General features: G+C 68.1%; 22 protein-coding genes. 8 read left to right on the top strand and 14 right to left on the bottom strand.

Annotated elements, in window-relative coordinates:
* Window positions 1-72: 72 nt before the first annotated feature.
* The 6 genes from ACOOGH_RS03780 to ACOOGH_RS03805 form a co-directional block, all read right to left on the bottom strand.
* Window positions 73-1,311: a succinylglutamate desuccinylase/aspartoacylase family protein gene (locus ACOOGH_RS03780; protein ID WP_420447645.1), complete on the bottom strand. Its 1,239-nt coding sequence runs from the start codon at window positions 1,309-1,311 to the stop codon at window positions 73-75.
* Window positions 1,308-1,652: a 4a-hydroxytetrahydrobiopterin dehydratase gene (locus ACOOGH_RS03785; RefSeq protein ID WP_420447646.1), complete on the bottom strand. Its 345-nt coding sequence runs from the start codon at window positions 1,650-1,652 to the stop codon at window positions 1,308-1,310. Before ACOOGH_RS03785 ends, ACOOGH_RS03780 begins: the two co-directional genes overlap by 4 nt.
* Window positions 1,653-1,762: 110 nt before the next feature.
* Window positions 1,763-2,245 carry a redoxin domain-containing protein gene (locus ACOOGH_RS03790; protein ID WP_420447647.1) on the bottom strand — a complete coding sequence of 161 codons (483 nt, stop codon included), beginning with the start codon at window positions 2,243-2,245 and terminating at the stop codon, window positions 1,763-1,765.
* Window position 2,246: 1 nt separating this feature from the next.
* Window positions 2,247-4,019, bottom strand: coding sequence for a DUF2207 domain-containing protein (locus ACOOGH_RS03795; RefSeq protein ID WP_420447648.1), 1,773 nt, complete (start codon window positions 4,017-4,019; stop codon window positions 2,247-2,249).
* Between the two features lie 23 nt (window positions 4,020-4,042).
* Window positions 4,043-4,591: a LemA family protein gene (locus ACOOGH_RS03800; protein ID WP_420447649.1), complete on the bottom strand. Its 549-nt coding sequence runs from the start codon at window positions 4,589-4,591 to the stop codon at window positions 4,043-4,045.
* Between the two features lie 18 nt (window positions 4,592-4,609).
* The gene (locus ACOOGH_RS03805; RefSeq protein WP_420447650.1) at window positions 4,610-5,086 is read right to left on the bottom strand and encodes an EVE domain-containing protein; all 477 of its coding nucleotides are present in this window, start codon (window positions 5,084-5,086) and stop codon (window positions 4,610-4,612) included.
* Between the two features lie 178 nt (window positions 5,087-5,264).
* Between ACOOGH_RS03805 and ACOOGH_RS03810 the strand changes: the two genes are divergently transcribed.
* Together ACOOGH_RS03810 and ACOOGH_RS03815 are read left to right on the top strand one after the other, a co-directional pair.
* On the top strand, window positions 5,265-6,083 hold the full coding sequence (locus tag ACOOGH_RS03810; protein ID WP_420447651.1) for a PhzF family phenazine biosynthesis protein: 819 nt from the start codon (window positions 5,265-5,267) through the stop codon (window positions 6,081-6,083).
* A 100-nt stretch (window positions 6,084-6,183) separates the two neighbouring features.
* Window positions 6,184-6,975 carry a hypothetical protein gene (locus ACOOGH_RS03815; RefSeq protein WP_420447652.1) on the top strand — a complete coding sequence of 264 codons (792 nt, stop codon included), beginning with the start codon at window positions 6,184-6,186 and terminating at the stop codon, window positions 6,973-6,975.
* A gap of 5 nt (window positions 6,976-6,980) precedes the next feature.
* Here ACOOGH_RS03815 and ACOOGH_RS03820 read toward each other — a convergent pair whose 3' ends face one another.
* From ACOOGH_RS03820 to ACOOGH_RS03845, 6 genes are all read right to left on the bottom strand, one after another.
* Window positions 6,981-8,126: a PQQ-dependent sugar dehydrogenase gene (locus ACOOGH_RS03820; protein WP_420447653.1), complete on the bottom strand. Its 1,146-nt coding sequence runs from the start codon at window positions 8,124-8,126 to the stop codon at window positions 6,981-6,983.
* A 71-nt stretch (window positions 8,127-8,197) separates the two neighbouring features.
* Window positions 8,198-10,666, bottom strand: coding sequence for a choice-of-anchor B family protein (locus ACOOGH_RS03825; RefSeq protein ID WP_420447654.1), 2,469 nt, complete (start codon window positions 10,664-10,666; stop codon window positions 8,198-8,200).
* Window positions 10,667-10,700: 34 nt separating this feature from the next.
* Window positions 10,701-12,626 carry an FG-GAP repeat domain-containing protein gene (locus tag ACOOGH_RS03830; protein WP_420447655.1) on the bottom strand — a complete coding sequence of 642 codons (1,926 nt, stop codon included), beginning with the start codon at window positions 12,624-12,626 and terminating at the stop codon, window positions 10,701-10,703.
* Between the two features lie 22 nt (window positions 12,627-12,648).
* Window positions 12,649-13,749 (bottom strand): YncE family protein, encoded by a 1,101-nt coding sequence (locus ACOOGH_RS03835; RefSeq protein WP_420447656.1) that lies wholly within the window; start codon window positions 13,747-13,749, stop codon window positions 12,649-12,651.
* Window positions 13,750-13,786: 37 nt separating this feature from the next.
* Window positions 13,787-16,189 (bottom strand): choice-of-anchor B family protein, encoded by a 2,403-nt coding sequence (locus ACOOGH_RS03840; protein ID WP_420447657.1) that lies wholly within the window; start codon window positions 16,187-16,189, stop codon window positions 13,787-13,789.
* Between the two features lie 48 nt (window positions 16,190-16,237).
* Entirely contained in the window at window positions 16,238-17,248 is a 1,011-nt protein-coding gene (locus ACOOGH_RS03845) for a YheT family hydrolase (RefSeq protein WP_420447658.1), read from the bottom strand.
* A 175-nt stretch (window positions 17,249-17,423) separates the two neighbouring features.
* On the opposite strand from ACOOGH_RS03845, the gene ACOOGH_RS03850 reads away from it, so the two are divergent.
* Complete coding sequence (locus tag ACOOGH_RS03850) at window positions 17,424-18,221, top strand: alpha/beta fold hydrolase (protein WP_420447659.1); 798 nt, start codon at window positions 17,424-17,426, stop codon at window positions 18,219-18,221.
* A gap of 31 nt (window positions 18,222-18,252) precedes the next feature.
* On the opposite strand, the gene ACOOGH_RS03855 is transcribed toward ACOOGH_RS03850, so the two are convergent.
* A complete protein-coding gene (locus ACOOGH_RS03855; protein WP_420447660.1) occupies window positions 18,253-19,275 on the bottom strand; it encodes a hypothetical protein in 1,023 nt (340 codons plus the stop codon).
* Window positions 19,276-19,368: 93 nt separating this feature from the next.
* Window positions 19,369-21,174, bottom strand: a complete 1,806-nt coding sequence (locus ACOOGH_RS03860) for a DUF885 domain-containing protein (protein WP_420447661.1) — start codon at window positions 21,172-21,174, stop codon at window positions 19,369-19,371.
* A 92-nt stretch (window positions 21,175-21,266) separates the two neighbouring features.
* Between ACOOGH_RS03860 and ACOOGH_RS03865 the strand changes: the two genes are divergently transcribed.
* From ACOOGH_RS03865 to ACOOGH_RS03885, 5 genes are all read left to right on the top strand, one after another.
* Window positions 21,267-21,479, top strand: a complete 213-nt coding sequence (locus ACOOGH_RS03865; RefSeq protein ID WP_420447662.1) for a hypothetical protein — start codon at window positions 21,267-21,269, stop codon at window positions 21,477-21,479.
* Window positions 21,480-21,755, top strand: a complete 276-nt coding sequence (locus ACOOGH_RS03870) for a hypothetical protein (RefSeq protein WP_420447663.1) — start codon at window positions 21,480-21,482, stop codon at window positions 21,753-21,755.
* A complete protein-coding gene (locus ACOOGH_RS03875; RefSeq protein WP_420447664.1) occupies window positions 21,752-21,979 on the top strand; it encodes a hypothetical protein in 228 nt (75 codons plus the stop codon). The genes ACOOGH_RS03870 and ACOOGH_RS03875 overlap by 4 nt, the downstream gene beginning before the upstream one ends.
* Before the next feature lie 75 nt (window positions 21,980-22,054).
* Window positions 22,055-22,315, top strand: coding sequence for a type II toxin-antitoxin system Phd/YefM family antitoxin (locus ACOOGH_RS03880; RefSeq protein ID WP_420447665.1), 261 nt, complete (start codon window positions 22,055-22,057; stop codon window positions 22,313-22,315).
* A gap of 4 nt (window positions 22,316-22,319) precedes the next feature.
* The gene (locus ACOOGH_RS03885; RefSeq protein WP_420447666.1) at window positions 22,320-22,733 is read left to right on the top strand and encodes a type II toxin-antitoxin system VapC family toxin; all 414 of its coding nucleotides are present in this window, start codon (window positions 22,320-22,322) and stop codon (window positions 22,731-22,733) included.
* Window positions 22,734-22,764: the final 31 nt, after the last annotated feature.

Raw genomic sequence — 22,764 nt, forward strand, 5'->3', positions numbered from 1 at the left:
CAGCGCCTGCGAGCGCGACCATCGCCCGGCGGGTGCCGACTGGAGGCCGGGAACGAGCCACGGGTCCGAGCCCTAGCTTGCTCTGGGCGGAGGCTCCGGTCGGGGGCCGGGCCCCTCCTGGCGTCGCACCATCACCCGGCCGCCGCTATCGCTCCGGGCTATGAAACCGAGGAGGTGGAGGTATCCGATCACGTACCGGTTGCGCGCCCACCGCGCCAGGGTGACGGCGTCTCCCCGGTCGGAGTGCGGCCGGACCCCCGGGAGCCAGCCGGCCATGCGATCCGCGCCGATCGTCCGCAGAACCCGGGACACCGTCAGCCAGAGGCGCGCCCGCTGCCGGACGATGAAGAACCCGTCGTCTCCCTGTCGCTGGTAGAGCGGGAGGAACACGCGGCCCGCAAACGCCGTGCGCACCGGCCCGCGCCGATCCGTGGCGAGTTCCTGCCCCGCCTCGACCAATTCGAAATTCCTGAACCCCGGGTGCATCCGGAATTCGTCCTCTTCCGACACGACGTGGCGATAGCGCACATCGAGCACGCGCGGCAGACCCTCCGCCCGGCGGGCGAGACGAGCCCTCCGGTCCCCGCCTCCCGGGGCGCTGCCTGCTTCGATCAGCCCGAGGGCCTCAAGCAGGATCCACACGGCCTCTTCGTGCACCTCGATGGACGACGCGGCCGCGTGTTGGCCCGCCTCGATGCCGATGTTCGCCCAGCCCAGCCGGTCGAAGTAGTGCAGCATGGCTCCGTCGATCTGCTCTTCCAGTCCGAGGACCACGGGGACGGGAAGCCGGAGCGCGAGTGCCCGGTTCTGAAGCGTGTCCCCCAGCGTCGTGAAGGGCGCGCTTTCCGACGACGTGGTATGCAGGTCGAGTACATGGATGGGCCCGCGCGCGCGCCGGTGTTCCGACTGGAAAGCCGCCAGCAGCTCCCGTTGTTCCGCCAACTCGGCGCTCCCCACCATGGGCGCTCCGTCGCCGTCCCGCACCGCCCCTCCGGCACGCAGCGACTCCAGCACGGCGTCCACCCGGTCGTGCTGCCACACGCGGTTGAGATCCTCATCGATGAACCGCGTGCCCGCACTGCGCGCTTGCAGGTTGCCGCAGAGACCCACCAGATCCCCGCGCATCCGAACCCGGTTCTCGGAGAGAACGTCCAGTACCCGTGCCAGCGCCTCGATACCTGCCGGCTCGTTCCCGTGCAGAGTAGCGATACATATGACGAGCGGCCCGGGATCGGAGCCCCTGTACGCGCCGATCCGCCGTCCGTGGTCGCCGGGCTCTTCAATGGCCGTCGGGGATGTCGTGTGCTTCACGCGCCGGGTCGGTACAGCGTTTCCGTCTTCGCCGCGAACACGAAATCACTCTCAGTCAGGCCGTCGATCTTGTGCGTCCAGATCCGGACGACGGCCCGTCCCCAGGCGAGGAACAGGTCGGGGTGATGGTTCTGCTCCTCCGCAAGCTCGCCGACGCGATTCACGAATCCGAGCGCCGTCACGAAGTCCGGGAAGCGATATTCCTTCTCGAGGTGGTGGCCGTCCACGACCCGCCACTCGGCCCCCAGTTCGTGCCCCAGCGCTTCGAGGGCCTCCCCCTCGAGGGGCGGAACCCCGCCTCGACAGGGGATGCACTGCTGCTGCGCGAGCGGTATCGACATTGGCTGGTCTCCGTGGCTGCTGTCGTCTCCGCAGGCGTGGGGGAGACGGATGAAGAGAATCGCCGCATCGGTGAAGCGGCGCAACGCTGCGGGAGGGGTGTGAAGCGCGCTCAGGGCGCGCCGGCAACCGCTTGCAGGAGTTCCTCGTAGTCCGGCTCCACGCCCGCATCCTCAGACACCCATGCGTACGCCACCTTGCCGTCCGTTCCGATCACGAACGCCGACCGCTTGGAGACGCCCCGGAGCCCGTGAAATTCCTCGTACAACACGCCCCAGTCACCCGAAACCGTGCGGTTGAAGTCGGAGAGGATGGGGAAGGGGATTCTCTCCTCGGCCCGAAAACGGGAGGTGACGAACGGGCTGTCGACGGAGATCGCGAACACCGCGGCGTCGAGCGACGCATAGGCGCTCCACTCATCCCGGACCCGGCACATCTCCGCCGTGCACACCGAGGTGAAGGCGAGAGGGAAGAAGAGGAGCACGATCCGGTCGCGGCCGAGATAGTCCCCCAGATCGATCGCTCCCCCGGCCTCGTAGGGCAGGGTGAACGGCTCCACGCGGTCACCGATCGAAATCTTCATATTGGACGTCATGTCAGAACGCGCCTCCTCCACCTCCGCCGAATCCGCCGCCCGAGAATCCGCCGCCCCCCGAGATCCCGCCGCCCGAGAAGCTCGAGCCCTGGGCGCTGCGGGGCGCGGATTGCATCACGCTGTGCGTCTCCGCGGACATGCTGTTCAGGTTCGAGACCAGGATGTGAGAGTTGAACGTCGATAGGGCATGCCCATGGTACCAGTCCGGGGGCTCCCGATACAGGTCCTGGAAGGCCCTGGCCCACTGCGCCGCGACGCCGAGCGCAATGGCGTACGGAAGACACTTCTCGAACATCTCCGGGCCCGTGATCTTCCGCTTGTATCGATCGGATTCGACGCGCGTGAGGAACTCCTCGAACCCCTTCACCTGCCGCAGCAGTTCGGTGCCTCTTTTCGTGCGGGCCGGCATGAAGAGTCCGAACACCATGATGACCAGCGCGGAGGCGATGGCCGCCCACAGGACGGCCATCGTCGCCAGCGGGAGCACCGCCTGGGCGAGCAGCCCGCCGAAGAAGATCGCGATTCCGACGAGGAACCCCAGCCCCAGGTATTTCCCGGCGACCATGGTCGGCGACTCCGTGTACACACCGTGCTCGATGAGCGTCGCCAGCAACCTCGACTTCAGTTCCGGGAGATCCCTGTAGAAGCGGTCCTTGAGCTCCGAAAGCCGTCGGGTCCGCCGCCCGCCGAAGACCGCCCGCAGGAGCGCGCTCTCGTGCGGGGCCAGATCGGTATCCGAGACCGCGCTCCGCTCGAACACGTAGTCCTTCCCAGTAACGAGCCCCAGGAGTTGCCTGTCCTCGCGTTCCTCGATGGTCAGGTGTCCCCGGACGGCGAGATCGATCAGCGTCGCCGTGATGTCGCGCAGGTCGGCCCGGTTGTCGACGATGACGCCGACCTCGGCGGGCGTCAGATCGGCGGGCGGCTCGTAGCGCGGCTCGATCGACCCGATTTCGGGGTCGCGCCCCCGCTCGTTCCAGCGGCGGTACATGAAGGCGAGGGCGAAGAAGGGCAGGAAGAGCGGCCAGTTCGCGAACAGGTACATGGCGGCGAGATCGATGGCCGTAGGCCGTTGCACGATCCCGGCATCCCACCCGACCCCGATCGTCAGACCCTCCCGGAAGCCGAGCGGCTGGTCTGTCCGCACGTCGACCCGCGTGCCGGCGACATCGACCACCGCGTCCCCGCCCGTTGCGCCGTAACCCCCGGTGAAGGCGTGGGCGCGCACGCCTTCGATCCCCTGCGGGAGCCTCACCGCCGCGCTCGCCGCCTCGATGGGGACCGGCCATTCGGTCCCCGTCACATTCCAGTACAGCTCGTCGTACGCCTCGACGATGCCGTCTTCTCCTTCATCCGCCTCGAAGAAACGGAGGGCGTTCGTCACGCCGTAGGAGAGTTGGACCGTGCGCACGGCGTCGACCGCGCCGGGCACCCAGATCTTCGTGTTGAGGTAGTCCCCGTCACGCTCCGTTTCGTAGCGCAGGGGGTTCCCCTCCGCGTCCGTCACGCCCTCCACCGAAACGTAGAGCTTGTAGCGGAATCCGTTGGTCCGGTACTCGACGGGAATCGTTCGGTAGATGCCGTTGTAGCTTCCTTCGAAGCGGGGCCGGATCGTCTCGGTCACCTCGATGGACCCGCTCTCCGACACCCGGATGTCGGCGTGGAAGTCTTCGATGCGCCAGGAGCGCTCCTGTGCGGCCGCGGGGGAGAGGGGAGGACAGACGATACCGACCAGGACGCCCGCCAGGACGGCGGCCCGGGCGCCGGCTCCCATCGCTCGTTCCGGACGGAGCCGCATCACGGGAACGCCACCGTCGGTCCCTCGCGCTGCCCCTCGTCGTCGATCGAGAAGAACTCCCGACGCGTGTGCCCGAACAGCCCGGCGAGCAGATTCGTCGGGAAGACCTGGGTTTTGGTGTTGTAGTCCCGGACGACCGCGTTGTAGTAGCGCCTCGCGTTCTGAACGGCCTCCTCGATCTCGTCGAGGGAGTCCTGAAGGTCCGTGAATGCTTCGACGGCCCGCAGTTGGGGATAGGCCTCCGAGAGGGCGAAGAGCCTCCCGAGTGCGCCCGCGAGGGTTCCCTCCGCCGCCCCTGCCGCGGCCGGTCCCTGTGCGCCCATGGCCCGGTTCCTCGCCTCGATCACGGCCTCGAGCGTTTCACGTTCGTGTCCCGCGGATCCCTTCACCGTCTTCATGAGGTTGGGGATGAGGTCCCAGCGGCGCTTGAGCTGCACGTCGATGTCGGCCCAGGCGCTGTTCACGCGCACGCGCAGCCGCACCAGGCCGTTGTACATCCCGATGAAGACGAATGCGATCACCGCGAGTACGATCAGAAACCACAACATGACTTGCCCCTGTTTCCCCTATTCTCCGCGTCCGAGGCGGAGGATGATCTCGAACTCCTTCTTCGTCACCGGCATGACCGACAGCCGCATGCCGCGTTTCATGACATTGATAGTCTCGAGGCCGGCCGTTTCTTTCATCATCTGCCGGGTCACCGGCGTGGTGAACGTCTCCAGGTAGCGGAAATCGGGGCACCACCAGCGGGGATCCTCCCTGCTAGACTTCGCATCGAAGTAGTTGCTATCGGGATCGAACTGGGTGGAATCGGGGTGCGCCGGACCCGCGACCTCCGCCACGCCGTACACGCCGAGCACTTTGGTGTTGGAGTGATAGATGAGGATCTTCTCCCCCGGATTCATCCGGTCGCGCATGAAGTTCCGGACCTGGTAGTTGCGCACGCCGTCCCATTCGGTCTCGCCATCCTGCGCGAAGTCGTCGATCGAATACACATGGGGCTCGGTCTTGGCCAGCCAGTATCCGGTGATTTCAACCGGCATCTCACGCCTTCCTTGCTCGTGGTGTTCTCGCGCCCTGGCGGCGCGCGGACCTTCCACCCGGACACGGCGAATCTACCGGCCGGGCCCCGGGCGGTGAACCCCGGCGCCGAACAGACGGATCCGGGCCGGGAAGCCTGCGGATCGTCGCAACCGCCCGCGCAGTGCTAGGTTGAAACGCATGAAGATTCCGATTTATCAGCTCGACGCGTTCTCGGACCGGCCATTTGCGGGCAACCCGGCCGCCGTGTGTCCGCTCGAGGCCTGGCTCGAGGACGACGTCCTGCAGAAGATCGCGGCGGAGAACAACCTCTCGGAGACGGCCTTCTTCGTGCGCGACGTTGCGTCCGACGACGTTGCGTCCGACGAAACAGGGTTCGAACTGCGATGGTTCACGCCGGTGTCCGAGGTCGACCTGTGCGGACACGCGACGCTGGCCTCCGCCTGGGTCATCCTCAACCTGCTTGAGCCGGACCGCGAGAGCGTGAGCTTCGAGACGAGGAGCGGCGAACTCATCGTGCGGCGGGGGGAAGGTGACCACCTGGTGATGGATTTCCCGGCTCGCCCGGCGGCACCCCGGGATGCCCCCCGCGCTCTGGTGGAGGGGTTGGGAGCGGCGCCGGTGGAAGTCCGGGCTTCGGACCGGGACTATCTCGTCATCCTGGACGCCGAGGACGACGTGCGGAAGCTGAAGCCGGATTTCGCCCGGCTGCGCGGACTGGATCGGCTCGGGATCATCGCCAGTGCCCCGGGCGTGAGTGCCGACTTCGTGTCCCGCTTCTTTGCGCCCAGCGTCGGCGTGCCGGAAGATCCGGTCACGGGTTCGGCGCACTGCACGCTCGTGCCCTACTGGGCAGAGCGGCTGGGACGGGGCGACGCGCCTCTCGAGGCACGGCAGATCAGCGCCCGCGGGGGTACCCTCATCTGTCGCCACCTCGGCGACCGCGTGACGATCGCCGGCCGTGCGGCGCTCTATCTTTCCGGCGAGATTACGCTGTGACGGATTCCGGCGTGCAGCCGTCTACGGGGCGGCGGACAACAACAGGCGGGGGCCGGGCGACCGGCCGGACCGCAGGGAGACCCGGGAGGGAGCGGGACAGATGATGCGTACGCGGATACGGCGCCGGAGCAGGCGCGGGCTGGGGATCGGCTTTTCCTTACTGGTGACTCTGGGGGCGTTGGGGCCCGCGAACATGATGGGGCAGGTACCCGGTGGACCCTTCCGCGGCCAACCGGGCGGGGATCCGGCTTCACGCGGCAGCGGCACGCAGTGGGATCTGGGCGGCACCTTCTCCGTGATGGCGCCGCAGGGGCAGTTCGGTTCGTTCGTCGGAGAGGGTTTCGGGGCGGCGTTCACCGCTCTGCTCGGTTTCGCGGATTCCCCCGCCTTCCGGATCCGGCTCGATGCCGGCTACGTGAACTACGGGGCGGAGACGCTCGGCGTCCCCGTTTTCGCGGCGACGGACCGGATCCTGACCGACATCGTCACGCGCAACAACGTGGGCTATCTGGGACTCGGCCCCGAGATCCGGCTTCCGTACGGCCCCGTCCAGCCCTTCGTGAACGGCTTCGCGGGGCTCGGCTATTTCTTCACGGTGAGCAGCGTCGAACATGGCTGGCAGCCTCACGAGTCCTACGATTACGGGACGACGGTGAACTTCGACGATGTCCGTCCCGCGTACGGGTTCGGCGGCGGGCTCGCCATTCCGATCAAGCGATCCGCCAAGCTCGTAATGCTGAGGCTGGAAGCCCAGTACCGGAGGCACGGCCGAACGGAGTATCTCGTGCCCGGGAGCATCGTCGAGGACGGCTTCGGCGGCAGTTCGTTTTCGCCCATCGCCTCCGATGTCGACTTCGTGCTCTTCCAGGTGGGAGTGACGTTCGGGGTCTGAGCCGGCTACGGTTGGTGGCGCTCCAGACGGGCCACGGACCCCGTCAGGTCGACGACATAAAGTTCCCCGGAGCCGTCGACGCCGAAGGAGGACACAGCCCCGAGACTCCCCACGCTCCAGCGTCTCTCGTCCGTCGCCTGACCGCCGTCGAATCGGAAGCTCCGCAGGAAGCCGGTACAGAAATCCGAGTAGAAGTAGTGCCCCGCGATCTCGGGGATTTGTGAGCCGCGATACACGTATCCCCCCGTCACGGAGCAGACGCTGCCGTCGTGGACGTACTCGACGACGGGCAGCGTGAGCCCTGACATGTCGCACCCGGAACTCTGGTAGCAGGCGGACCCTTCCATCGTGTTCCAGCCGTAGTTCACGCCCGCTTCACCGGCCGGTACCGCGTTGATCTCCTCACGTTCGTTCTGGCCGACGTCGGCGACGTAGAGCACGTTGTCCGCGAAGTCGAAGGTCGAACGCCACGGGTTCCTGACGCCGATGGCCCAGATCTCGCCCCGCGCGCCCTCCTCTCCGACGAAGGGGTTGTCATCCGGGATCGCGTACGGGTCGCCTCCGTCCACGTCGATGCGGAGGATCGCACCGTGCAGCGTCTCGAGATTCTGCCCGTTGCCGAACGGATCGCCCGCGCCCCCCTCGTCGCCGAGGAAGATGTAGAGCATCCCGTCCGGCCCGAACTGAAGCATCCCGCCGTTGTGGTTCTGGCGACGCTGGGTGAGCGCGAGGATCCGCTTCGCCGAGCCCGGGTCGAGGCGGTCGGGGTCGCCCGATACGGTGTAGCGCTCCACGACCGTGTCGTCCCCCGTATCGGTGTAGTAGACGAAGACCTGGCCGTTGTCCGCGTACCGCGGGTGGAAGGCCATCGTGAGCAGGCCGCCCTCCGGCGCGCTGCCTACGCGGCCCGAGAGGTCGAGGAAGGGATCGTCGAGAAGTTGCCCGTCCGCGTTCGCGATGCGGATGCGGCCCACCTGCTCGACGACGAAGAGTCGTTGATCGCCCGGCGGGGCAGCGAGGAAGACCGGCTGCGAGAGCCCGGCCAGCACCTCGTTCGCCGTCAGTTCGAAGGCGACGGGTTCCGGCGGCGGGGGTGGCGGTGGCGGAGCCGGGGACGGACCCGTGCCATCCGAGCATCCCCAGCTCGCCACTCCCGCCAGGAGCGCAAGTGCCTGCGCCGTCAGCGGCCGGACGGCCGCCGCGGGCGGGCGCCCCGAGCGGGTCAGGGCACCAGTTCCGGCCGGCGGTACCTGAGGAAGAACACGCCTTCCTTGCCGCTCGAGACGACGATCGTCCCGCTCGCGAAGAACGGGTAGTTCGACCACGAGCCGTCGAAGGTCACGGATTCGTCCCACGGTACGGTGTCGAAAAAGCCGACTTCGCGCGGGTTCTCGCGGTCGCTGATGTCGAGCACGCGCAGGCCGCTCACGTAGTTCGACTGGTACATGAGATCGCCCACGATGTAGAGGTTGTGGTCGATCGTGAACGTCTCTCCGAAGTGCTCCTTGACGAGGATCGGGTCGTCCAGGTCCGACACGTCCCAGATGAGCGTGCGACTGGCCGTCATGTCGGGTTCGGTTCCCATCTGCTGAGCCTGGCCGACGGAGGCCATCTCGTCGAGTTCGTCGTTCTGGTAGAAGTAGCGGTGGTCCTCCGTGAGCCAACCCTGGTGCGTGTAGGCGACCGCCGGATAGTCCGCCGTCGAGAGGGTGACGGGGTTGTCCCGATCCGTGACGTCGGCGATCACGACCGCGGTCTCGTTCGCATTCAGGCAGATCTCCTTGCCGGCGTGCTCGGCATCCGGGCCGTGATAGTTGACGCACTGCGCGTCGTGCGTGTACCCGGTCTGCCCCCGTCCGGTGCCGGCCTCAGCGTGGCAACCGAGGAAACTCGGCGCCATGGGATCGCTGATGTCGATCATGTGCAGCCCGCCGCCGCACGTCTCGCCGCCACCGCTCGAGCCCACCGCGTAGGCGGTCGCGGTCTCCTCGTTGATCACCACGTTGTGGGCGCTCGCGATCCCCTCGTAGATCGTGTCGGGGTCGAACTCGACCGGCGAGTCCCCGACATCTCGAAGCCGCGTGAGATCGAACACCTGCATCCCGTGGTCGCCCGCGTTGTCCGCCACCACGAAGGCATGGTTCGCGTAGACCTTGATGTCCCGCCACGACTGCGTGAGCGAGCCGGGCGTCTTGGGCAGGTTGCCCAGATAGGCGGGCGCCGCGGGGTCGGAGATGTCGATGAACGCCGTGCCGTCCGTGCGCCCGACGATCGCGTATTCGCGCCCCGTCTGCGGGTCCGCCCAGCCCCACACGTCGTTCGTCTCGATGCCGCGGTCGGAGCCGCCGATCGCGGCCAGCGGCAGGAACGAGAGGACGTCCACCTGGTCGCAGGTGAACTGGTCCGCCATCCCGTCCTCGCCGCAGTCGACCTCGGCGAGCGCCGTCAGCGGGCGCCGTTCCTCGGGGATGAAGATCTTGGCCGACTCGGTCCACGCCCCATCCCGGCGCTCGAACACCACGGCCGAGCCGAGAGACGCATCGTCCCACGGCTGACCGATGACCGCGAGGTCGCCGCCGGCTGAAATCGAGAGGCCGAAGCCGTCCCCCGCGTCCGTACCCGGGCCGGCTCCGATCCGGGTCGCGGCGCCGAAGCCTCCGGCCGCGGCATCCCACGTGAAGGCGTAGATCGCCCCGAACAGACCCGCGCCGGGAGCCGCGATCCACAGTTCGTCGTCCCGGGCCGTGATGGTGGCGCCGAAGTTGTCACCGGGCTCACGGTGGAAGGCAGACAACGACCCCTGCCGCACCCAGTCTCCGGATGGGCGGCGAACGTAGTTCAGTACCGTCCCCGTGCCGTCGTACGCGCCCGGCAACCCGAGCAGCGCATGGGCACCGTTGATGCCAACCGTAACGGATGCGGCACGATTGCCCACGACGGCCGCCCCCGGCTGGATCTCGTCTCCCTCGAAGCCGAGCCGCGCCTCCTGTGCCCAGGCGCCGTCCGCGTCGCGACCGAACACGTAGGCGGCGCCGGGAAGCTGGGGGCCGCCGAACGCGCCGACGATCACGCGCTCGCCGTCGGTGTGGGCGCCCCAGCCGAAGAATTCCTGCTGCGGATCCGGATCGGCGGAGGTCAGGATACCGTCCTCGACCCATTCACCATCGTCGCCGCGCTGGAAGACCCACGCGCCGCCGGTCCCCTGGTAGCCGAGCGCGGTGACGACCAGGAGGTCGCCCCCGATGGAGGCGAAGCGGCCGAAGGACGATCCGAGCGGCGCGCTCTCGGGCCGGAGGTGACCCTCGAACTCCCATCCGTCTCCGGCGCGCCGGTAGATGAGGACACTCCCGTCGCTCTGGCCGTCGCCGTCCTGGTCGAGGGCCGTGGCGCCGACGAGCAACCGGTCGCCGTCGGCGAGGATGAAACGGCCGAAGAAGTCCGCCCCGTCATGCTCCGGGGCGCGCAGCGTTGCGGTGCGCTCCCAGTCGTCGCCGCTCCGCTCGTACACGTAGAGGCTGCGGGGAGCCGACGTCACCGGATCCTGCGGATTCGCGTCCGGGTCGACCGCTTCGCTGACGATGATTCGGCCCTCGTGAAGCACGACGGTGCCACCGAACTCCTGCGCTTCCGCGCCACCGGCCGTGAGGAAGCCGCAAGCGACCGCGGCGAAAAAAGCCCGTGTTCTGTTCATCGTTCCGTTCATCAGATTCATCAATGTCTCTCGATCAGTGTCTCTCGAAGTAATAGAGGCCGCCGCCGGCGCTGCCGACGACGAGATCCAGGTCCCCGTCCCCATCCAGGTCTCCGAACTCGGGTGTGGCGAAGAGCGGGAGTTCCTCCGGGGCGGGGAAGAAACCATCCGCCTCGACAAAGCTGGGGGACCCGGATCCTCCGTCATTCCTGAAATAGCGGATCCCGTCGGACTCGGTGCCCACGATGAGGTCGAGGTCTCCGTCCCCATCGTGGTCGAGGAGCTTGGGGAAGCTCCGGCGGCCGATGTCGATGTCTCCGTACTCGTCGCTCACAAACTCGAAGCTGGGATTCGATGCCGACCCGGTGTTCTCGTAATAGTTCAGCGCCCCCGACGACTCTCCGATCATGAGGTCGAGGTCTCCGTCCCCGTCGAGGTCGCCGAGGGTCGGCGTCGCGTTGCTGCCGCGCGTGATCTCGACGAAGGCGGAATCGATGAGCGTGAAGCTCGGCGCCGTGGCCGATCCGTCGTTTCGCACGTAGCGGATCTCGTCGCGCCAGGTACCGAGGAGCATGTCGAGGTCGCCGTCCCCGTCGAGGTCGCCGAACGCGGGAGCGTTGTGGTAGGCGCCCGGGATCTCGAAGCGACCCGTCCGGCGGAAGGCCGGCTCCGTCCCGTTCCCCTCGTTCTCGAACAGGAAGACGTACGAGTCCGACAGGTCCGTGGGGTCGATCTTGTTGCCGAGGAGCATGTCGAGGTCGCCGTCCCCGTCGAGGTCCACGAGCGAGGCCACGCTCTCGCTGCCCACATCGATCTGGGAGATGAAGCGGCGTGTCCGCAGCTCAAAGCCTCCGTCGGACTCCTGGGAGAAGAGCATGAGGTTGTCGGCGGTCGTCGTATTCGCGTTGTACGCGCCGCCGAGCACGCCCATGAGCAGGTCGAGGTCCCCGTCCCCGTCGTAGTCGCCGAAGGTGGGCGCGTTGTAGCCGCTCGTCCGGATCGGGTCGTCGAGGGGGAAGGGCCGCGGCTCCACGCGCAGGTTCGGGGCCTCGCACGAGCCGGCGTTCTCGATCAACAGGAGTCCGGCCTCGAAGAAGTCGCCCCAGAACATGTCGGTGTCGCCGTCTGCGTCGTAGTCGGCGAGCGCCATCGTGTTCGCGCCGTGCAGGGTGGGGAAGGGCCCGCCGGAGCCTGGGCCATCGAAGGGCGGCACACCCCCGGCCGCCGCGGGGTCGGCGACGATCTCGATGTCCTCGAAGCGGTCCGTGATATGCCGGAAGGGCGACGCGTCCTCGCCGATCGCGCCCGTCGCCTCGTAGCGGGTCACGGTGCCGACGAGACGCCCGATCAGGAGGTCCAGCCGGCCGTCGCAGTCCATGTCCGCCGCGTTCGGGATGTTCTGGCGGTCCGAGAAGATCGCCTCTCCGCGCGTGTCCCTGAGCGTGTCGGCGATCAGTTCGAAGACGGCGCCGCCCGCCGTCCCGGTGTTGCGGTACAGCTTCATGTAGCTGAAGGGGGATTCCGCCAGCAGGTCCCGGTCCCCGTCCGCGTCGACGTCCACGAAGCGGAACCACTCTCCGACCTCGAGGTCCGAGTACGCCTCCGGCCGCCAGGTGTGGCGCTGTCCTTCCGCCGTATCCTCGCGCTCGAAGAACATCAGTCGGTTCGTCGACTCCTGCACGAAAAGGTCGAGGTCGCCATCGGCGTCGATATCCACCCACTGCGGGCGGGGCACGTTGAAGCCGCCGAGGAAGGGGATTTCGTACGGGTTTCCGGACTCGTCGAACACGGGAAACGGCGCGACGGACCGCACGAAGCCCGTCTCGGTAGCCTCGGCCGCACGGTCGGGCGTCACTGCCGCGGGCGCCACGGCCCCCGAGGCGCAGCCCGCCGCGAGGGTGGCGACAACCAGCGTTCCAAGCGTTCCCGGCGTTCCCCGGCCGCGTCGGCCTCTGCCCATGCGGGTCACGTAGCCGGGGCCCTCAGCGCGGGTTGGTGGCGAGACCGATACCGGACGCGTAGGGCGGCGTCTCGATCACGTCGATGATCTCGCGGGTGGCCGTGTCGATGACGACGATCGTGCCGCCGGGCGCGTCGTATCCCATCCGATCCGACGACTGGTAGGAGCCGGTCTCGTTCCGGTTTGCCACGTACAGTCGGGAGCCGTCCGGCGAGAGCACGCTGCCGTGCGGTTCGGCGAGGCCTTCACCCCGAATCACGGCGGCGACGGACCAGTCGGAGGTGTCGACGAGCGTGACCTCGTTCGCGCCCAGGTTGCCGAACCAGATCCAGCGCCCGTCCGCCGACCAGCTCGGGTGCCACGGCCTGGCGCCCACGTCCACCTCGCCCTCGAGCTTCGGCGATTTCGGGTCGGAGAGGTCGAACACGAGAAGCTTCGCCGTCATCTCGGCCGTTGCGACGAGCGTCATTCCGTCCGGAGAGATCGCATACTGCACGAGGACGTGGGGCATCGCCCCGGAGCCGGGAAGCCGCAGCAACTCGGCGTCTCCAGTCTCGGCCTCCACGGTGACGACGGAGTTCTCGCCCAGGCTGCCCGCGTAAACCCACTCGCCGTCGGGGCTCGCCAGCAGCGCGTGCGGCCGCGGGATGAAGACGTCGTATTCCTCGACTTCCATCGACACCCGGTCGATGCGGCCGATGCGCTGGGGCGGGTTCACCGCCGCCATCGATCGCCCGACGAAGAGCCACGGCTGCCAAGGGTGGAGTGCGAGGAGTCCCGGCCGCTCGAACTCGATGGAGGCGACGAGTTCGTTGTCACGGTCGAACTTGAGTACCTGGTTGGCCGCAATGAGCGACACGTACCAGAACGATCCGTCCGGCTCGACCGCGATGTGGTGCGGCTTCGCGTTCGCGCCGTACCCCATCGCCTCCAGATCGATGACCTCGACGACCTCGTGCGTCTCGAGGTCGATCACCGTCACCGCCGCCGCCTCCTGGTTCGCAACGTAGAGAAACGGACCCTCGGCGGGCGAAGCGGCCACGACCCCCGTCGCGGCTGCCCGAACCGCCACGAGGCCGGCCATCCCCAGCGCGAGGAGGCCGGCCCGCAGATTGCTCGCCATCTTTTTCACCATCCGATTCCGATTCGACTCTCCTGCGTCAGGGAACGAGTTCCGGCTTCTGGTACTTCACCATGAACAGGCCTTCGCTCCCGCTCGTCACGATGATCGTGCCGCTCGCGAAGTACGGATAGTTGCTCCACGACCCGCCCATCGCAGGGCCCTCGGCATGGGGCACCGTGTCGAGGAAGCCGACCTCGGTCGGATTCTCCGGGTCGCTCACGTTCAGGATCCGCAGTCCGCTGTTGTAGTTCGACTGATAGAGCAGGTCGCCGAGCACGTACATGTTGTGGTCGCTCGCCGTGGACTCGCCGAAATGCTCCTTGACGAGTACCGGGTCGTCGAGGTCCGTAATGTCGAAGATCATCGTGCGCGTGCCCGAGAACTGCGTCCTCAGCTCGTCGAGTTCGTCCCCGAGGTAGAAGTAGCGGTGATCCTCCGTGACCCAGCCCTGGTGGGCGTAGGCGACGTTGGCGTAGGTGGCCGTCGACAGCGGGATCGGGTTCTCCTTGTCCGTGACGTCCGCGATCGAGACATCGGTCTCGTTCGAGCCGAAGCAGATCTCCTTGCCGGCGTGCTCGCGGTCAGGGCCGTCATAGATCAGGCAGAGCGCGTCGTGCGAGTACCCGGTTCCGCGGCGCCCCGTGCCCTCGTGACCGAAGCAGCCCGCGAAGCTCGGCTCCGTCGGCTCGTTGATGTCGATCATGTGGAGGCCGCCGCCGCACGTCTCGCCCCCGCCGCTCGATCCGACGCTGTAGGCGAAGCCCGTCTCTTCGTTGATCACGATGTTGTGCGCAGAGGCGATCCCGTCGTAGTGGGCGTCCACCTCGAAAGTGACAGGCTCCGTCCCCACATCGCGGAGGCGGGTGAGGTCGAACACCTGCATTCCGTGATCGCCCGCTCCATCGGAGACGATGAACGCGTGATCCTGAAACACCTTGATGTCGCGCCACACGCTGCCGCGGGCGCCCTCCGTCATCAGGAGCCGGCCGACGAGGCGCGGGTTCTGGGCATCCGTGATGTCGACGAACGAAGCCTGGTCGGTGAGCCCCACGAGGGCGTATTCGCGCCCGGTCTGCGGGTCGGTCCAGCCCCACACGTCGTTGACGCGAACCCCCCGATTCGCCCCGAGCGATTGCACCGGCAGGAAGGAGAGGATGTTCACTTCGCTGCAGTCGAAGTCGGCCGAGACGCCTTCCTCGCAGCCCACCTCGTGCCCGTTGATCGCCGCGTAGTTCGTTGCGTCGCTCCACACCTCGGCGGCTTCGATCCACTCGTCGCCCTGTCGCTCGAAGATGTAGGCGGTGCCCATGCGGTAGTCCTTGCTGCCGGCCACGACGACCGTGATGTCGCCATCTGTCGCCATGTTCGACCCGAAGCCGTCTCCGCCCGCCCGGTTCGAGGCGTTGAGCGCGCCCGTGAGCGCGAGTCCGGCATCCACGTCGCCCGAATAACGCAGGACCTGGCCCTCGCGTCCCGCACCGACGCCGGAACCGCCGATCCACAGTTCGCCGCCGACGGACGCGAAGGCTGTGGCGAACCCGCCCGCTCCGAACCGTCCGCCACCGCCGCCGGCCACCACCGGCGGGAAGAACCGGCCGGCCGGCGTCCAGCCATCGCCCGCCGCCGTGAAGGCGTATGCGACGCCCACTCCGCCCGCGCCGCCGGACCCCACGAGGAGCTGGAAGCCGTCCGGCGTGTCCTGACCGTGGAGCGTGCGCCCGAAGCCCGCGTTCTCGCTCGCGTCCGGTGCCGTGAGGGATTCCGGCGCGGCCGTCCACCCACCGTCATCGCCGCGTGTGAAGAAATAGACCGCGCCCGCCCGACTGGCCGATCCGGCCGAGGCGCCCGGGGCGCCGATCGCCGCCGACCGACCGTCGGTCACGATCGCCGCGCCGAACCCGTCACCCTGCGCGGTGTCGGGCGATTCGATGGAACCGACCTCGTTCCAGCCGGCCCCGGCACGCTCGAAGACGTACACGCGGCCCGCCGCGGCGGGACCACGGCCGAAACCGCCGCCGCCCCCGGCCCCGACGAGCGCCAGGTCACCCGCGATCGTGCCGCGGCCGCCGAACGACATTCCCGCCGGCAGGTCGGCTGGCCGAAGCGTGGCGACTTCCTCCCAGACGCCGCCGTTCCGCTCAAAGATGTGGGCTGCGCCCGGCGCGCCGACCAGCATCCGATCGCCATCGACTGAGAGGGAAGTGCCGAAGCGGCCCCCCTCTTCAGCTCCGTAAGGTGAGAGTTCCGCCGAGACGGTCCAGCCATCCGGACCCTTCTCGTAGACGTAGACAACTCCCGTGGACGTCGGGCCGCCGGCCTCGGCGATGAGCACCTGGCCGGACGAGACGGCGACGCCGCCTCCGAAGCCCTGTCCCGCGACCGGCGAGGCCAGGCAGGCGAAGACGGCCGCAAGGGCCGCGACTCGAATGAATCCGCGCATGACGATACTCCCATCCTGAAGACTGCAGACATTAGTCGCACAAACCATTTAAAACACTCGGAAATCGCGATGTGTTGTCTGGTGCGTTGCCCGCGAGATGTAGCGGGACACGGTGCCCTCCAACCAGCCCCTTCGTGCGCCGGCCAACCCACCTCGCTGCTGGCGAGCCACGAACCCGAGATGCCCTCCCCGCTCCGTCAGTGCGAGGGACAGACGCGGGCGCCGCCGGATCGCTTCGACAGGCACCGAAATCCCCGGGGCCAGCGGGTCATCCTGTGCGTGTATGAGGAGCATGGGAAGGTCCACCGAACCCACGAAGCGCTTGGCGCTGCAGCGCGCGTAGTAGTCCGCGGCGTCGCGAAAGCCGTGAATCGGTGCCGTGAGCCGGTCGTCGAACTCGCGGATCGTGCGGGCCGTCGCCGCCTCGGGCGCCACTACGCCGGGGAATCGCCGCGCCTTCTCGCGCGCTTTCTCCCGCAGGCTGCGCAGGAAGCGATGGCCGTACACGCGCCCCATCCCCCGGTCGAGGGCGTCGGCGCTGGCCTCGAGGTCGTATGGCACGGAGACTGCGGCCGCGGCGACGAGGCCGTTTCCGCCGTCCTCGCGCCCGAGCAGGTTGAGGAGCGCGTTCCCCCCTAGCGAGAATCCGATCGCGGTCTGCGGCAGCCCCGGGAAACGCGCCGCCATCCAGGCCAGCGCGCGCTCGACATCGTCGGTCCGACCCGAGTGGTAGGCACCCGGCAGCCGATTCGGCTCACCGCTGCAGGAACGGAAGTTGAGCGCGACCGGCTGGATACGGGCAGCCGCCAGCGCTTCGCTCGTCGTCACCATGTAGCCGGAGCGGGCGCTTCCCTCGAGTCCGTGGAGCAGGAGGCACACACCCGCCGGGTCTTCCGGCCCTCTCCACAGATCGAGATCGATGAAGTCGCCGTCGGCCGTGTCGAGCCGCACCCGGTCGTACCGTGGCTCGAAGCGCCGGCGCGCGATCCGCCCAACAACGGTCTGCAGGTGGGGATTACGGAGCCCGGGTGCCGCTTCGAAGCCGGGGGTGTTCTGCAACGTACGGGCCCTACGCTGCGACATGCAGGGGGAGCGTGGCGACCCCTCGGATCATCGGCCCGTCCGTCTCGCGAACGGCTCGTTGAGGAATATTGCCCCCCTTACTTTCTCGTGGTGAGGGTTCCGGTCGCCGCGTCGCGCCGCACAACCGACCCCTGTGGAGAGAAGAGATCCCGTGTCACGACCACAATTGCACCAGTACACCGTCGCGAAAGCAAGTTCCAGGCGCTGGCTCTACGTGCTGCACGGCATCTACGGCACGGGCCGCAACTGGGCTTCGTTTGCCCGCCGGCTCATCGCCGCGCGTCCCGAATGGGGCGCGGTGCTCGTGGATCTGCGGCTGCACGGGCACTCCCCGGGCTTCGAGCCGCCGCACACACTTCCGGCGTGCGTGCGCGACGTGCTCGAACTCTCCGAGTCGCTGGGACGGCCCGTGGACGCAATCCTGGGGCACTCCTTCGGCGGCAAGGTGTCGCTGATGGTGGCGGCGGCCGTGGCGCCGACCCAGGCGTGGGTGATCGACGCGACACCCTCCCGCCGCTCGCCCGGCGGCGGGGCGGCTCGACTGCTGCACGTGCTGCGCCGACACCCAGGCCCCTTCGATGCGAGGCGCGATGCCGTCTCCGCGGTGGAGGCCGAAGGTTTCGCCTCGCCCGTCGCGCGCTGGCTGGCGACCAACCTCGTTTTCGTCGACGCCGGTTACCGGTGGAGCCTGAACCCCGACGCGCTCGGGGAACTGCTCGCCGACTACTTCCGGCGCGACCTGTGGGACGTCATCGAGACCCCCGTCCCCGCGTCGGAAGTCCATGTCGTGCGGGCCGCCCGGTCGGACATCCTCTCCGCGGACGATATTCGGCGATTGCGGGCGGCCGGCGTGAACGGTCGCGTGCACCTTCATGAACTCGCGGGCGGCCACTGGCTGCATGTGGACAACCCGGATGGACTGCTGGACCTCGTCCGCGACCACCTGTAACAGCCCGCCCGCATCGGGCCGGGTTCGGCGTTTACCACACTTCGTACCAGGTGCCCGGGATCTCCGCCGCCGGCGCGGTCAGCCCCTCCGCGGCCGCCGCCACCGCGCAGGCGTCGAAACGCAGATCGATACGGTGTCCGCCGAAGTCCGCCGCCACACCCAGACCCCCCGTGAGCCCGCTCGCCAACGTCCCGCGAATCGAAACGTTTCCGTTCAGCCGCAGGGCTCCCCCCACGAGGATAAGGCCGCTCCATGCGAAGCCGCCGTCGAGCGTCAGGTCGCCCTCGACGACGAGAGCGCCGCGTCCGCTGGAACCGGCATCGAGCGTCTCCGATCCCGGGATCCGGATGTAGGATGAGCTTCCGAGACTCGGCCACGGATCGGGGGGCACGGTCGCGTCGGGGCGCGGGCCCCAGGAGGCGAGGAGTTCCGCCCAACGCAGTCCCGTCTCCGCCGCCACCGACACGTTCGCCGTCATCCGGCGATCCGGCGGGAGCCCCGAGATCGTAAGCATGGAATCGGGCGTCGGCGGCGGGCCGCCCCAGTATGCGACGCCTGCGACGGGTGACGGCTGTTGGGGACAGGCGCCCCCGAACGGATCGAGGCCGCTGATCGTCCCCTGGGGTCCGGTGCCGCTCGTCCCCCCCACGAGGACGAGCGCCCCGGGGAGCTGCGGAGGGCCCGCGACCCAGAGGAGTTGGCCCACCGACCGTTCGAAGACTGCGCCGCCCGCCACGATCTGTCCCAGCGACTCGACCCGGTAGACCGTCTCGGTGGGCCCGAGCTCCATCAGCCTCTCAAACGACACCGTTGCCGTCCCGCCGCCCACCGAGACGGGCGGGACGGATGGATTGGGGGCCTCGGCGGTCGCGAGCGCTGTCGCGAGTCCGCTTTCGGCCACGTAGAAGGCCTCCGTGGAGCGCGCGAAGGCACGGGCGGACTGTCCGTCGACCCAGGTCAGCAGAAAGCCGCCCGCCGCCATGAGCGAGACGAGCAGCAGGGTGAGCATCGCCGAGGGAAGCGCGAAACCGCGACGGTCCGCTTCAGGAGGCACGAGGGCCCGTTGCCGCGAGATCTTGCCGGGGGAACACATGCCCTGAAGGTGCGGCGCCGGATCAACGCTCCATCAAGGCGCCAACCGCACGGACTACTGGCCGTCGGACTCCGCGAGCCAGCTCTCGATCGCGACGTTGAGCGCCGGAAGGCTGAGCGCGCCGTTCTCCAGCACCCGGTCGTGGAACTCCGCGATGGAGAACGCCTCCCCGAGCCTGGTCTCCGCCTTCGATCGCAGCCGCGAGATCTCGAGTTGCCCGAGCTTGTAGGTGAGCGCCTGGGCCGGTGACGTGATGTAGCGGTCCACCTCGTTCTCGATGTTGACCTCGGCGAGAAGCGTGTTCTCGCGCAGGAAGTCGATCGCCTCCTCGCGCGTCCATCCGAAGGCGTGGATCCCCGTGTCGACGACGAGCCGGCTCGCGCGCCACGCGTCGTACGAGGCGAGCCCGATGCGGCTCAAGTCGTCCGTGTAGAGGCCCATCTCGTCGGCGAGCCTTTCCGCGTACAGCGCCCAGCCCTCGACGAACGCGACGGAGCCGAGGTGCTTGCGGAACTCCGGGAGCCCCTCGACCTCCTGGGCGATCGCCGTCTGGAGGTGATGCCCCGGGATCGCCTCGTGGAAGCTCAGGACATCAGCCTGGTAGCGGGGCCGGATATCGGGCCGGTACGTGTTCACGTAGTACGTCCCCGGGCGCGATCCATCCGGTGCCGGCTCCCGGTAGTAGGCGAGCACGCTCTGCGGTGCCTCGTACAGCGGAATGGGCCGGATCACCATCTCCGACATCGGCGGCGTACCGAACCAGTTGGGCATCACGAGCGCGGCCCGCGCGTAGGCCTCCTCGGCCAGCTGCACGAGCTCTCCCGGCCACCGGAAGTACATCTCCGGGTCCGACCGCAGCCGCTCCTGAATCTCTTTCAGGTCGGAGGTGCCCAGGACTTCGCCCCCCAGCGCGCCGAGTTCGTCGTGGATCCTCGCCAGCTCCGCCAGGCCCTGCTCATGGATCTCCGCGGGTGTGAGATCGAGCGTCGTGAGGTTGCGGATCATCGCCTCGTAGCAGGCGCTGCCCCCCGGCAGGCTGGAGAGCCCGATTTCCGGCCCCGTGCGCGAATGCGGATAGAGTTCGTCGCGCAGGAAGTCCCGGAGTCTCGCGTAGGCGGGACGGATTCGCTCCGTGGCGGCTTCCCGGATCCCCGCCCGAAAGTCGTGGCGCGTCCCCTCGGGCCAGGCATCGAGTCGCGTCCCCGCCGGGGCGTAGATCGGCCACTCCTGCACCGGTCGTTCGAGGAGGGCGTCGAGCTGCACGATCGTCAGGTTCACGGAAGCACGCGCAGCCACGCGGCCCGTCTCCAGTCCCGTTCGCAGGTTCGAGATGTAGTCGTCGATGTAGTCCGCGTACGCGTTCCAGCGCCGGATCATGCGCTCGCCGTCGACCGGCGTCTCGAGCGGCTGGGCGCCCACCACGTTGAGGAAGTCGAGCTGGAAGCCCTCGCGGTGATCCACGACCCACACCTCGAGGTCGCACAGTTGCTCCGCCACTTCGGCTGAAAGCTGATGGTCGAGCGCGAGGTACGTCAGCCGGTCCGCGGGCGGTAGCGAGGCGAAGTCGATGGCGGCGAGCGCGTCCATGAGAGCGCGCACCTCGCGGCGGCGATTGTTGCGTCCGGAAGACGAGATATCCCGCACTCGATCGTCGAGGCGGTGCTCTCCCAGGTAGGTCGCCTGCAGCGGGTTCCAGGAGAGGTAGCCATCCCAGAAGCGGTCGCCGAGCGCCGAGAGGTCGCTGGTTGGGGGCGACTCCGGCGTGTCGGCCGACCCCGGGTCGCATGCCGTGATCCCGCCCGCCAGCAGAATCAGCGCCGCGGCAGCGCGCAACGGTGCGGGGGAACGGGTTGACGTCATGCTGGCGGCTCTCGATCGTTGGGTTCGTTTAGCACCCGGCCTTGCCGCACGAAGATGCGACGGGGCAGGGAGCGCCCGCAAAGGAGGCCCCTGTGCCAGACACGGTCACCGACACCGTATCCGATTCGTTCTACACGGCCCGCGCGCGGTTGGAAAAGGTCGAGGGCGTCCACCGCCGGGGCCATCTCGAGGACGGAACCGAACTGGAGTTCGGCGTCCACGGACCCATCAAGTCGCACTATCGGATCGACGCGAAGAACCTCCCGCTTCCCGTGGACTACCAGGTGGCCGCGACCGGCGCCTGAATGCTGGGCACGCTAAACGGCGCACTGGAAGTGCGCGGCATCCGCCTGGACCCCGAAGACATCAGCGCCGAAGCGGAGGGCATCACGCGCCTCCGCGACCGCATGCCGCTGCTGGAGGAGATCATCGTCCACTACCGGCTCCGCGTGCCTGCCGAGGCACGGGAGACGGTGGACCGGGCGCTCGCCAGCCACGGCCCGAAGTGCCCCACCGCCCGTTCGCTGGAGGGCGCGATCAAGGTCAGCTGGACCGCCGAGGTCGAGGAGAAACCTGCATGAGCAGGACCCGGAGCGGGGATCTGGTGCGCGTGTTTGCGGCCTGGGACGAGAGTGAATTCCTTGCCGCGAGGCTCGCCCTCGAGGCGCACGATATCCCCTTCAAGGTCGAGGGCGAGTTCGCGCCGGTGTCCTGGGGCCCGACGGCCGCCGCGAAGATCCTGCGCGTCCCGGCGAACCGACACGACGAAGCGAAGCAGGCACTTCGCGACGCCCTCCGAGAGTAACGCCTGGGAGTCTTGCCCTCGCGTTCACGCATGACTAGTCTGATGCCTAGTCAGACTAGGGGTCCGGAGAGAAGAATGAGCAACACCTGGCAGGTTCAAGAGGCGAAGGCACGCTTCAGCGCCCTCCTTGAGACCGCGTTGACGCAGGGGCCTCAAGTTGTCACGAAACGCGGCGTCGAGGCCGCAGTTCTTGTGCCCATCGACCACTGGCGCCGACTGGAGAAGATGGCCAGACCAACGCTGAAGGAGTTGCTGCTTGCGCCCGAGGCCCGGACGGACACGCTTGTTCCGCCCCGCCACGAGCTCCCGCAGCGGGCGCCGCCGCGCTTCGATTAAGAGAGTGTTCCTTCTCGATACCAACGTCGTCTCGGAACTGAGACGCCCGAATCCGCACAGCGGGGTTCTCGCATGGTTTCAAGAGATACCCGACGCTCATTTCTGTCTTTCCGCCGTGACCATTGGTGAGATCCAGGCCGGGATCGAGACTTCGCGCGGGCGGGATCCGGTGAAGGCCGAAGAACTGGAGGCGTGGCTCGGCCTGGTCCTTGAGACGTACGACGTACTGCCGGTAGATGCGGCCGCCTTCCGGGAGTGGGCTCGACCGATGCACGGGCAGTCGAACACGCTGCTCCAGGATGCCATGATCGGCGCTGTTGCCATCGTACACGGCTTGACGGTAGCGACTCGCAACGTCCGCGACTTCGAGCGCCTCGGCGTGAAGACAGTTAATCCCTTCGCGCACCCGGGAGGCTGACCGTTAGCCGCTTGGCGTCCGTTGTAGGTCA

This window comes from Candidatus Palauibacter sp., assembly GCF_965213655.1.
GTDB lineage: Bacteria > Gemmatimonadota > Gemmatimonadetes > Palauibacterales > Palauibacteraceae > Palauibacter.

Coding starts and splice junctions, on each gene's coding strand:
- ACOOGH_RS03825 (WP_420447654.1), bottom strand. CDS start 10,666: ATGAACAGAACACGGGCTTTTTTCGCCGCGGTCGCTTGCGGCTTCCTC.
- ACOOGH_RS03795 (WP_420447648.1), bottom strand. CDS start 4,019: ATGGGAGCCGGCGCCCGGGCCGCCGTCCTGGCGGGCGTCCTGGTCGGT.
- ACOOGH_RS03880 (WP_420447665.1), top strand. CDS start 22,055: ATGAGCAACACCTGGCAGGTTCAAGAGGCGAAGGCACGCTTCAGCGCC.
- ACOOGH_RS03785 (WP_420447646.1), bottom strand. CDS start 1,652: ATGTCGATACCGCTCGCGCAGCAGCAGTGCATCCCCTGTCGAGGCGGG.
- ACOOGH_RS03835 (WP_420447656.1), bottom strand. CDS start 13,749: ATGGCGAGCAATCTGCGGGCCGGCCTCCTCGCGCTGGGGATGGCCGGC.
- ACOOGH_RS03840 (WP_420447657.1), bottom strand. CDS start 16,189: ATGCGCGGATTCATTCGAGTCGCGGCCCTTGCGGCCGTCTTCGCCTGC.
- ACOOGH_RS03805 (WP_420447650.1), bottom strand. CDS start 5,086: ATGCCGGTTGAAATCACCGGATACTGGCTGGCCAAGACCGAGCCCCAT.
- ACOOGH_RS03875 (WP_420447664.1), top strand. CDS start 21,752: ATGAGCAGGACCCGGAGCGGGGATCTGGTGCGCGTGTTTGCGGCCTGG.
- ACOOGH_RS03830 (WP_420447655.1), bottom strand. CDS start 12,626: ATGGGCAGAGGCCGACGCGGCCGGGGAACGCCGGGAACGCTTGGAACG.
- ACOOGH_RS03790 (WP_420447647.1), bottom strand. CDS start 2,245: ATGACGTCCAATATGAAGATTTCGATCGGTGACCGCGTGGAGCCGTTC.
- ACOOGH_RS03815 (WP_420447652.1), top strand. CDS start 6,184: ATGATGCGTACGCGGATACGGCGCCGGAGCAGGCGCGGGCTGGGGATC.
- ACOOGH_RS03810 (WP_420447651.1), top strand. CDS start 5,265: ATGAAGATTCCGATTTATCAGCTCGACGCGTTCTCGGACCGGCCATTT.
- ACOOGH_RS03800 (WP_420447649.1), bottom strand. CDS start 4,591: ATGTTGTGGTTTCTGATCGTACTCGCGGTGATCGCATTCGTCTTCATC.
- ACOOGH_RS03860 (WP_420447661.1), bottom strand. CDS start 21,174: ATGACGTCAACCCGTTCCCCCGCACCGTTGCGCGCTGCCGCGGCGCTG.
- ACOOGH_RS03870 (WP_420447663.1), top strand. CDS start 21,480: ATGCTGGGCACGCTAAACGGCGCACTGGAAGTGCGCGGCATCCGCCTG.